Source organism: Mycobacterium sp. 1245801.1 (assembly GCF_001673055.1).
Classification (GTDB): Bacteria; Actinomycetota; Actinomycetes; order Mycobacteriales; family Mycobacteriaceae; genus Mycobacterium; species Mycobacterium europaeum_A.
The window spans coordinates 1-10698 of record NZ_LZKY01000408.1; the positions used below are offsets into that span (position 1 = coordinate 1).

8 protein-coding genes and 1 pseudogene are annotated in these 10698 nt (G+C 69.1%); 2 read left to right on the forward strand and 7 right to left on the reverse strand.

All coding sequences use genetic code 11. The features are described 5' to 3' along the window. The 3 genes from A5622_RS26055 to A5622_RS26065 form a co-directional block, all read right to left on the reverse strand. The coding region (locus A5622_RS26055) for a DUF222 domain-containing protein (protein WP_156753097.1) at window positions 1-398 on the reverse strand (398 nt) is incomplete at its 3' end. A 30-nt stretch (window positions 399-428) separates the two neighbouring features. Continuing rightward, a complete protein-coding gene (gene hisS / locus A5622_RS26060; protein ID WP_066882143.1) occupies window positions 429-1691 on the reverse strand; it encodes a histidine--tRNA ligase in 1263 nt (420 codons plus the stop codon). A gap of 3 nt (window positions 1692-1694) precedes the next feature. After that, window positions 1695-2363 carry an MBL fold metallo-hydrolase gene (locus A5622_RS26065; protein ID WP_066861041.1) on the reverse strand — a complete coding sequence of 223 codons (669 nt, stop codon included), beginning with the start codon at window positions 2361-2363 and terminating at the stop codon, window positions 1695-1697. Between the two features lie 117 nt (window positions 2364-2480). Here A5622_RS26065 and A5622_RS26070 point away from each other — a divergent pair, with 117 nt between their 5' ends. Next, window positions 2481-3377 carry a peptidylprolyl isomerase gene (locus tag A5622_RS26070; RefSeq protein ID WP_066861044.1) on the forward strand — a complete coding sequence of 299 codons (897 nt, stop codon included), beginning with the start codon at window positions 2481-2483 and terminating at the stop codon, window positions 3375-3377. A gap of 96 nt (window positions 3378-3473) precedes the next feature. Further along, complete coding sequence (locus tag A5622_RS26075) at window positions 3474-5222, forward strand: protein kinase (protein WP_066882145.1); 1749 nt, start codon at window positions 3474-3476, stop codon at window positions 5220-5222. 3 nt (window positions 5223-5225) lie between these two features. On the opposite strand, the gene A5622_RS26080 is transcribed toward A5622_RS26075, so the two are convergent. The 4 genes and pseudogenes from A5622_RS26080 to secF form a co-directional block, all read right to left on the reverse strand. Continuing rightward, entirely contained in the window at window positions 5226-7604 is a 2379-nt protein-coding gene (locus A5622_RS26080) for a bifunctional (p)ppGpp synthetase/guanosine-3',5'-bis(diphosphate) 3'-pyrophosphohydrolase (protein ID WP_066861064.1), read from the reverse strand. Between the two features lie 43 nt (window positions 7605-7647). Continuing rightward, window positions 7648-8172, reverse strand: a complete 525-nt coding sequence (locus A5622_RS26085; RefSeq protein ID WP_066882148.1) for an adenine phosphoribosyltransferase — start codon at window positions 8170-8172, stop codon at window positions 7648-7650. A gap of 7 nt (window positions 8173-8179) precedes the next feature. Beyond that, window positions 8180-9889: an ABC transporter substrate-binding protein gene (locus tag A5622_RS26090; protein WP_066882150.1), complete on the reverse strand. Its 1710-nt coding sequence runs from the start codon at window positions 9887-9889 to the stop codon at window positions 8180-8182. Window positions 9890-9894: 5 nt separating this feature from the next. Continuing rightward, window positions 9895-10641: pseudogene (secF, locus tag A5622_RS26095) on the reverse strand (protein translocase subunit SecF); the annotation flags it as partial. Window positions 10642-10698 lie beyond the last annotated feature (57 nt).

A 10698-nucleotide genomic window follows, 5' to 3' on the forward strand; every position in this document is an offset into this window, starting at 1 on the left:
GGGTCGGTGATCAGGTCCGTACGAAACACCAAGGTGGCAAACATCCGAAAGTCGATATCCCCGGACTTGAACACCGCACCCACCTTCGGCAACCGTTCCCGCATCGCCCGCGCGTACCGCACCCGGCTCGCGGCCAGGCCCTGGCTGATCCGCAGCTCGGCGGCCACCTCCGCACCCACCGCCGCCTCGGTGTCGATCGCCCACTCCTCGGTCTCGGCACACCGCGACAACCGATAGGCGAACAACTCACCAATCGCCACCAACAGCGCGGCCGCCGCCCGATTCTCCGCCCGCGCGGCGCCGCCGATCCGCTCCAACAGCCCCACCGACACCGGCGTCGCCGACGGGTATTGGCGCTCGATGAGCTCGTCGAACCGCGCCCGCACCTCTTCGAACATGTGTTCGATTAAAGCAGCGCGGGCGACAAGTTAGCGGCTGAGCCGCCCGAGCACCTCGTCGACAACGGAATCCAGCGCGACGGGGACCTGCTCCCCGGTCCCGAGATCCTTCACCCCGACCGTGCCGGACTCGAGATCGCGGTCGCCGAGGACCAACGCGATCCGGGCGCCCGAGCGGTCGGCCGCGCGCATCGCGCCCTTGAGTCCGCGGTCGCCGTAGGCCATGTCGACGCGCACACCGCCGCCGCGCAACTGCGCGGCCAGCACCGCCAGGCGCAACTTGGCCTGCTCGCTCAGCGGCACGCCGAACACCTCGCAGCGCGCGGCCTCCCCCGCACTTTTTCCCTCGGCGCGCAGCGCCAGCAGCGTGCGGTCCACCCCGAGCCCAAACCCGATGCCGGACAGGTCTTGTCCGCCCAACTGGCGCATCAGGCCGTCGTAGCGACCACCACCACCGATGCCGGACTGCGCGCCCAGTCCGTCGTGCACGAACTCGAAGGTCGTCTTGGTGTAGTAGTCCAGCCCGCGGACCATGCGCGGGTTGATGACGTAAGGCACGCCCATCGCGTCCAGATGCGCCAGCACGGTGTCGAAGTGCTGCTTGGCCGCGTCGGACAGGTGATCGAGCAGCACCGGCGCTGCGGCCGTCATGGCGCGCACCTCCGGCCGCTTGTCGTCGAGCACTCGCAGCGGATTGAGCTGCGCCCGGCGCCGGGTCTCCTCGTCCAGGTCGAGACCAAAGAGGAACTCCTGCAACAGTTCCCGGTACTGCGGGCGGCAGCTGTCATCGCCCAGCGAGGTGATCTCCAGGCGGAAGCCGTCGAGCCCGAGCGAACGGAAACCGGCGTCGGCAATGGCGATCACCTCGGCGTCCAGGGCCGGGTCGTCGACGCCGATCGCCTCCACTCCGACCTGCTGCAGCTGGCGATAGCGGCCGGCCTGCGGACGCTCGTAGCGGAAAAACGGCCCCGCGTAACAGAGTTTGACCGGCAGCGCGCCGCGGTCCAGCCCGTGCTCGATGACCGCACGCACCACCCCGGCGGTGCCCTCGGGCCGCAGCGTCACCGAGCGGTCGCCGCGGTCGGCGAACGTGTACATCTCCTTGGACACCACGTCGGTGGACTCACCGACGCCGCGGGCGAACAGCGCCGTGTCCTCGAAGATGGGCAGCTCGATATCGCCGTAGCCGGCCCGGCGGGCGGCACCCAGCAGGCCGTCGCGCACCGCGACGAATTGCGCCGAGTCCGGCGGGACATAGTCGGGCACGCCCTTGGGCGCAGCGAACTCCGGCACGGGCTACAGGCCTTCGAGGAACGGGTTGAGGCGGCGCTCGGCGCCGATGGTGGTGGAGTTGCCGTGCCCGGGCAGCACCACGGTGTCGTCATCGAGCACCAGCAGCTTGTCGACGATCGAGGTCAGCAGGTCGCGGCCGCTGCCGCCGAACAGGTCGGTGCGCCCCACCGCGCGCTCGAAGAGCGTGTCACCGGTGAACACCAAGTCTTTCCCGTCCTTCGTCCCCCCGTCGACCCGAAAGATCACCGATCCCCGGGTGTGCCCGGGCGTGTGGTCGACGTTGACGGTCACGCTGCCCAGGTCCAGCTTGTCGCCGTCGCGGTCCAACTCGACGACCTGCTTGGGCTCCCGCCAGAACGCGCCCGCGACCATCTGCGCCAGGCGCGGGCCCAGGCCGTAGATCGGGTCGGTGAGCATGAACCTGTCCTCGGGATGGATGTAGGTCGGGCAACCGTAGGTGTCGGACACCTTCTGCGCCGACCACATGTGGTCGATGTGGCCGTGGGTGAGCAGCACCGCGGCCGGCGTCAACCGGTTCTTGTCCAGGATGTTGCGCAGCGCGCCCATCACCCGCTGTCCCGGATCCACGATGACGGCGTCCGTCCCAGGCCGTTCGGCCACCACGTAGCAGTTGCACTGCAACATGCCGGCGGGGAATCCGGTGATCAACACGCTTCCCAGTTTCCCACGGGCCCCACTTGACACGAGTCGCGGCGCCCACATTAGCCTGAGCTGGCACCTCACCCGTCTACGGGACTCCGACTTCACAAGCATGGAGGCATAGCGGCCGTGCCGACCAACGAACAGCGACGCGCCAACGCCAAACGCAAGCTCGAACGGCAGCTGGAGAGGCGCGCGAAGCAAGCCAAGACGCGCCGGATCGTGCTGATCGCGGCCGCCTCGATCGTCGCCGTGGCCGTGATCGTGGCGGTGGTGATCACGATCGTCAACACCAAGCACGACCACAAGAGCAACACCGCGGCGTCAACGACCACCAGCAGCACCAGCTCACCGGAGTCCACGACCCCCGCGGGGCCGACCCCGAACGCCGCGCCGCTGCCGCCGTTCAAGCCGTCGGCCGACCTGGGCGCCAACTGTCAGTACCCGGCCTCCCCCGAGCCGGCCGCCAAGCAGGTCAAGCCGCCGCGAACCGGCAAGGTGCCGACCGATCCGGCCCAGGTGAGCGCCAGCATGGTGACCAATCAGGGCCACATCGGCCTGATGCTGGCGAACAACGAATCACCCTGCACGGTCAACAGTTTCGCGAGCCTGATCGGCCAGAAATACTTCGACAACACCAAATGCCACCGGTTGACCACCTCCCAGGGCCTGGGCGTGCTGCAGTGCGGCGACCCCAAGGGCGAGGGCACCGGCGGTCCGGGCTATCAATTCGCCAACGAGTACCCGACCGACCAGTACCCGCCGAACGACCCCAAGGCGCAGGAGCCCGTCCTCTATCCGCGCGGCACGCTGGCCATGGCCAACGCCGGGCCCGGCACCAACGGCAGCCAATTCTTCCTGGTATACAAGGACTCCCAGCTGCCGCCGCAATACACCGTGTTCGGCACCATCCAGCCCGACGGCCTGGCCACATTGGACAAGATCGCCAAGGCCGGCGTCGCCGGCGGCGGTGAAGACGGCGCCCCCGCGACCGAGGTGACCATCACCTCGCTGCTGCTCGACTAGCGCCGATCGCAAGCGCGGCGCGTGCGCCGGGCGCGAAACGCCCTCTGATCGGCGGGATTCGCCCGACGTGCACCGCCGACGGCTTATGGTCGTTGGGTGAATCTGGATCCGGACACATTCGGCCATTACCGAATACTGGACCTGTTGGGACGCGGCGGCATGGGCCGGGTCTACCGGGCCTACGACGCGACCACAGACCGGGTGGTGGCGCTCAAAGTGCTCCCGCCGCATCTGGCCGAGGATCAGGACTTCCAGCAGCGTTTCCGCCGTGAGGCCCGCATCGCGGCCGGCCTCACCGACCCGCACGTGGTGCCGATTCACGGCTACGGCGAAATCGACGGCCGGCTCTACGTCGACATGCGACTGATCGAGGGCCGCGACCTGTCGCACTACATCGCCGAAAGCGGCGGCCGGCTCAGCCCGGAGCAGACGGTAGCGGTCATCGAACAGGTTGCGGCAGCGCTGGATAGCGCGCGACAGGCGGGCTTGATCCACCGCGACATCAAGCCGATGAACATCTTGATCACCACCGCGCGCAACTTCGTCTACCTGATCGACTTCGGCCTTGCCCGCGCGGAGGCCGACACTCAGCTCACGCAGACCGGCGCCACGATGGGCACCGTCGCCTACATGGCGCCCGAGCGCTTCAAGGGCAAAACCGATCATCGTGCCGACGTCTACTCGTTGGCCTGCGTGCTGCACGAGTGCCTGACCGGCAAGCGCCCATTCGCGGGCGACAGCCTCGAAGAACAGCTCAACGCGCACCTGAACGCCCCGCCGCCGCGACCGTCGGCGATCGCGCCCGAGGTGCCCGCGGCCTTCGACGCGGTCGTCGCCCGGGGCATGGTCAAGGACCCCGAACAGCGGTATCAGACGGCGATGGAGCTCGCCGAGGCCGCCAGGGCCGCGCTGCCGAGCCCGGCGACGGGACCGGTCGGCTTCGCCCCGCCGGCACCGCCACCGCAGCCCGGCGGCAGCCCGGATCCGCGGCAAGCACCCGACCGCCCAACGCATTCCAGGCGTTTGCTGGTGGGCATCGTCGGCGCGTCGGCGCTGGCGCTGGCGGCGGTGGCGGCGCTGGTCTTCGCGTTGGTGACCCAGAGTCACGGCTCCGCGGACAGCGCGGCATCCTCCACCCAGACCCGGGCCCGGGCGCCCGGCAGGACCGGATCCAACCCCGGTTCCAGTGGCCCGGCGTCGGCGACGGCGCCGCCGCTGCCGGCGTTCGCACCGCCGCCCGACCTGGGTGCCGACTGCCAGTACCGGTCCGTGCCCGATCCGGTCAGCCGGCCGGTGAACCCGCCCCCGTCGGGCCGGGTGTCGACCACTCCCCCGCAGATCGGCGCCGTCATCTCCACCAACGTCGGTGACATCGCGATCCAGCTCGCCAATTCCGAGTCGCCGTGCACGGTGAACAGCTTCATCAGCCTGGTCAAGCAGCAATTCTTCGACAACACCCAATGCGCCCGGTTGATCAGCTCGCCCGATGGCGGGTCGCTGTTGTGCGGCGGCCCCGAGGTGGACGGATCCGGTGGCCCCGGTTACGAATTCGCCGACGAGTACCCCGCCGACCAATACAAGCCCGACGACCCCGCGCTGCGCGCGACGGTGGTGTATCCGCGCGGCACCATCGTCATGGCCACCGAGGGACCCAACACCAACGGCAGCCAATTCGCCTTGATCTTCCAGGATTCCGAGATGGAACCGCAGAGCACGGTGCTGGGCACCATCGACCAGGCGGGGCTGGCCACCCTGGACAAGATCGCCCGGGCCGGTATCGCCGGCAATCGGCAGAGCGGCGCGCCCACCAACCCGGTGAAGATCACCTCGGTGCGGCTGAGCTAGGGCTTAGGCCGCGGACGTCACGCGGTAGACGTCGTACACGCCTTCGACGTTGCGCACGACGTTGAGCAGGTGGCCGAGATGCTTGGGGTCGCCCATCTCAAAGGTGAAGCGGCTGATCGCAACCCGGTCACCGGAAGTGGTCACCGACGCGGACAAGATGTTGACCTTCTCGTCGGCCAGCACCCGGGTGACGTCCGAGAGCAGCCGGTGCCGGTCGAGCGCCTCGACCTGGATGGCCACCAGAAACACCGACGACGGCGAAGGCGCCCAATGCACTTCGATGATCCGCTCGGACTGCTGCTGCAGCGAGGCGGCGTTGGTGCAGTCGGTGCGGTGCACGCTCACCCCACCGCCGCGGGTGACGAACCCCATGATCTGGTCGCCGGGCACCGGGGTGCAGCACTTCGCCAGCTTGGTCAGCACACCCGGCGCACCGGGCACCGAGACGCCGACGTCGTCGCTGCTGCGCGGGCGGCGCAACATCGTTGTCGGCGTGGAGCGTTCGGCGAGGTCCTCCTCGGCCTGGTCGATGCCGCCGAGCTCGGCCAGCAGCCGCTGCACGACGTGCCGGGCCGACACGTGGCCCTCACCGATCGCGGTGTAGAGCGCGGAGACGTCGGTGTAGTGCAGCTCGCGGGCCACCGCCGCGAGCGTTTCGCCATTGACCAAGCGCTGCAACGGAAGTCCGCCCCGGCGGACCTCGCGGGCCATGGCGTCCTTGCCGGATTCGAGCGCCTCCTCGCGGCGCTCCTTGGCGAACCACTGCCGGATCTTGGCCTTGGCGCGCGGCGAGACCACGAATTGCTGCCAGTCCCGCGACGGCCCGGCGTTGGCCGCCTTGGAGGTGAAAACCTCGACGACTTCCCCGTTTTCCAGCTTGCGCTCCAGCGCCACCAGCCGACCGTTGACCCGGGCGCCGATGCAGCGGTGGCCGACCTCGGTGTGCACCGCGTAGGCGAAGTCCACCGGCGTGGAGCCGTTGGGCAGGGTGATGACGTCACCCTTCGGGGTGAACACGAAGATCTCTTGTACCGCAAGGTCATAACGCAGTGACTCGAGGAACTCGCCCGGGTCCGCGGCCTCCCGTTGCCAGTCGAGCAGCTGACGCATCCAGGCCATGTCGTCGATCTCCGCGGCGGCGTGCGGATGCGGAACGCCGTTGCGCCCCTTGGCTTCCTTGTAACGCCAGTGCGCGGCGATGCCGTATTCGGCGGTCCGGTGCATGTCGCGGGTGCGGATCTGCACTTCCAGCGGCTTGCCTTCCGGCCCCACCACGGTGGTGTGCAACGACTGGTACACCCCGTATCTCGGCTGGGCGATGTAGTCCTTGAACCGCCCCGCCATCGGCTGCCACAGCGAGTGCACCACGCCGACGGCGGCATAGCAGTCGCGGATCTCGTCGCACAGGATGCGGATGCCGACCAGGTCGTGGATGTCGTCGAAGTCGCGGCCCTTGACGATCATCTTCTGGTAGATCGACCAGTAGTGCTTGGGCCGGCCCTCCACCGTCGCCTTGATCTTCGACGCGCTCAGCGTGTTGACGATCTCGGCGCGGACCTTGGCCAGATAGGTGTCGCGCGACGGCGCACGCCCGGCGACCAGCCGCACGATCTCGTCGTACTTCTTGGGGTGCAGGATCGCGAACGACAGGTCTTCCAGTTCCCATTTGACGCTGGCCATCCCGAGCCGATGCGCAAGGGGCGCAATGACTTCCAGCGTCTCGCGGGCCTTGCGCGCCTGCTTCTCCGGCGGCAGGAACCGCATGGTGCGCATGTTGTGCAGCCGGTCGGCCACCTTAATCACCAGCACGCGGGGATCGCGGGCCATCGCGGTGATCATCTTGCGGATCGTCTCGCCCTCGGCGGCACTGCCCAGCACCACCCGGTCCAGTTTCGTCACGCCGTCGACCAGATGGCCCACCTCTTCACCGAATTCCTCGCTCAAGGCGTCCAGCGTGTATCCGGTGTCCTCGACGGTGTCGTGCAACAGCGCGGCCACCAAAGTCGTGGTGTCCATGCCCAATTCGGCCAGAATGGTGGCGACGGCCAGCGGATGGGTGATGTAGGGGTCCCCGGAATGGCGTAACTGGGTGGCGTGGCGGGAGTCGGCGACCTCGAAGGCCCGCTGCAGCAGCGACACGTTGGCCTTCGGGTAGATCTCCCGGTGCACCGCCACCAGCGGTTCGAGCACCGGGTTGAGGGTGCTGCGCTGGGCGGTCATCCGGCGGGCCAGCCTGGCCCGCACCCGCCGCGACGCGCTGCTCGACGTTTTCAGGGACTCCGTCGGGGGCTCCGGAACCTCCATCGGCTGCGTGATGGCCGGCGACTCCGAGACGTTAGTGGGCGCGTCAAGCGCTTGCGCCGCGCTGTTGTCCTCCGCCACGTTGGTCACCTCCGAATTCGAGGATATCTCCAATGGGAGAGCGCTACTCGCAAGTCAGGCTGTGCACGGCCAATGGCGCGACCGCTTCCCGGCCGCACAGCGCGCTCAGTTCGAAGACCACCGCGGCCGTCGTCACGTGCGCCCCGGCGCGCTCGAGCAGCCGGACCGCGGCGGCCAGGGTGCCACCGCTGGCCAGCACGTCGTCGATGATCGCGATGTTGCGCCCCCGCAGGTCCAGGCCGTCGGCGGGAATCTCCAGCGTGGCGCTGCCGTACTCCAGGTCGTAGGTCTCGGCGTGCACCGGCGGCGGCAATTTCCCGGCCTTGCGGATGGCCAGCACGCCGGTCTGCAGCCGCTCGGCGACGGCCGCGGCCAGCAGGAACCCGCGGGCCTCGATGCCGGCCACCAGATCGGCGCCCGAGGCGATCTCGGCCAGCGCGCCGGTGATCGCGGTCATCGCCGTCGCGTCCGCGAACACCGGGGTGAGGTCCTTGAACTGGACGCCCGGCTTGGGGAAATCGGCCACCTTGCGCGTCAGCGACGCGATCAACCCGGCGGGGTTGGTCATCGGAGCCTCACTGGATCAGGGCCCATCGGTCCATGTTCCAGCCCGCGCCCCAGCGGGTCGGGTTCTTGCTCACCGCGTACATCTTCTTCGAGGTCAGCAGCGTGCGCTGCTGCCGGTACAGCGGCAGGGTGGGCATGTCGCCCCACAGTACCGGCGCGGTCTCGGTCAGCAGCCTGGCGCGCTCGGCGGCGTCGGCCGAGACCGCCAGCGCCCCGATCGCGTTGTCGACCTGCGGGTTGCTGTATCCGGACAGGTTGTTGCCGTTGCCGGTGTGCAGCGCGTAGGCATCCAGCGCCGACGACCCCGTCGACCCGCTGCCGGTGGCCCCGCCGGTGCTGGCCAGCAGCGCGTCGATCTTGCCGTCCTTGAGCGCCTGCGGCCCCGAGCTGTCCAGGATGACGCCGGTAACGGTGATCCCGGCCGCGGCGCACGCCTTGGTGATGACGCCGACGTTGACCGCGAGCCGAGCGTTGGGTCCCTGGTAGCCGATCCGCACCGTCAGCGGCGCACCGCCCAGCGCGGCGCGCGCTGCGCCCGGATCGGCCTTGGCGAACGCGTCGGCCTCGCCCGCCCCGTCGGCGGCCGACACGGCGTCATCGATCGCCGGATCCAGGCGCGAGTTGGCGATCGGCGTCCCGGCGTCCTTGGCCAGCGAGTCGCGCGGCGTGCACAGCGCGACCGCGCGCCGGGCCTTGGGCGCGGCCAGCGGACCCTGCGGGGCGAAGATCAGCTGCTCGATGCCGCTCGACGGGCCATCGGAGCGCTCATAGTTATCGGGTGTGGTCAGGGCGCCGGACGAACCCGCGGCGACGTCGACCACGTCGACGCTGCGGCTGTTGACCCGATCCTGGATGTCGGGCCCCTGCGACCACACGGTGACCCGCTTGGTGATGGCCTTGGGTCCCCACCACCGGTCGTTGGCGACCAGCACCACCGCGCCGCCATCGAGGATGGATTCGATTTTGTACGGCCCCGACGACGGGAAACGCTTTTCGAGCACGTCTTTTTGGAGCCCGGGCGTGAGGTCCCAGATGGTGTTCCACAGCTTCGCGATCTGGGCCACCAGCGGCCCGTTGTTGCTGAGCAGGGCCGCGGTCACGTCGACGTTGAGTTGGTCGGCGATGACGTGCGACGGCATCAACGAGGTCGCGGTGAACAGCTGGTTGTAGTCGACGACGCCGCGGTCCGGGATGAACGACACCCGGGCCTTCTTCTGCCCGGGGATGCATTCGACGTTGGCGATGTCGAGGTAGCCGGCCTGGTTGGCGGCGTGGAAGTCGGGAAACCTGCCGGACTGCGCCGCCCAGGCGAGCACGATGTCGTCGCAGGTCACCGGCTTGCCGTCGGAGTAGACGGCGTTGTCGGCGATCTGGTAGTCCAGCACCAGGGGGGTGCCGCCGACCACCGACACGGTGCCGAAGTCGCGGTCGGCGACGATCTGCCCGTCGGGGCCGTGATAGCTGAACCCGGTGAGCGTGCGGGCGAACGCCTGCGCCCCGGCCGATGCGGCGCCGACGACGGTGTTGGTGTTGTAGGTGGACAGCGGGCCGTCGACCACGTAGTCGATCTGGGAGGCGGCGCTGCCCGAACAGGCCGTCAGCGTGACACCCGCCGCCAGCACCACCGCCAATCCGGCGCCGATCCACCCCGTCAGGGCTCGGCGGCCGACCAGCACGCTACGACGACCGGCCCCAGTTCCCCGGTAGCTGGTGGCCATGGTGACTACCGCCGGCCGACGTTCCGCTTGCCGGTGGGACGCCGGGTCCCGGTCGGCCGCACGGGGCGAGCTCCCGGTGCCGGCTTGCTCGGCGCGGGCTTGGCCGGCTCGGCCGCCGTCGTCGTCGTCGCTTCTTTCGCTTCCCCGGCGGTGTCGGCGTCGTCGTCACCGGCGGTCTCGGCCGCCGCGCGTGAACCGGGGCTGCGCCGCCGCGTCACGCGGCGGGTGTGGGTGCGCACCAGCTCGGTGCGCTCGCGCAGCGTGACCAGCAGCGGCGTGGCGAAGAAGATCGACGAGTACGTGCCGACCAGGATGCCGACCAGCTGCACCAGCGCCAGGTCCTTCAGCGTGCCGACGCCCAGCAGCCACACCGCCACCACCATCAGCGCGAGCACCGGCAGCACGCTGATCAGGCTGGTGTTGATGGACCGCATGAACGTCTGGTTGATCGCGAGGTTGGCCTGCTCGGCGAACGTGCGCCGGGTGGTGTGCTGGAAGCCGTGGGTGTTCTCCTCGACCTTGTCGAACACGATGACGGTGTCGTAGAGGGAGAAGCCGAGAATCGTCAGCAGGCCGATGACGGTGGCGGGCGTGACCTCGAAACCGACCAGCGAGTACACCCCCGCGGTGACGCTGAGGTCGAACACCATGGTCGTCAGCGCGGAGATGGCCATGTACCGCTCGTAGCGCACCATGATGTAGACGCCGACCAGCACCAAGAACACGGCCAGCGCGATCAGCGACGCGGCGGTCTCCGAGACGTGGGGTGATCAGATCACCGACAAGGCGCTGATCGCGCTGGCCGTGTT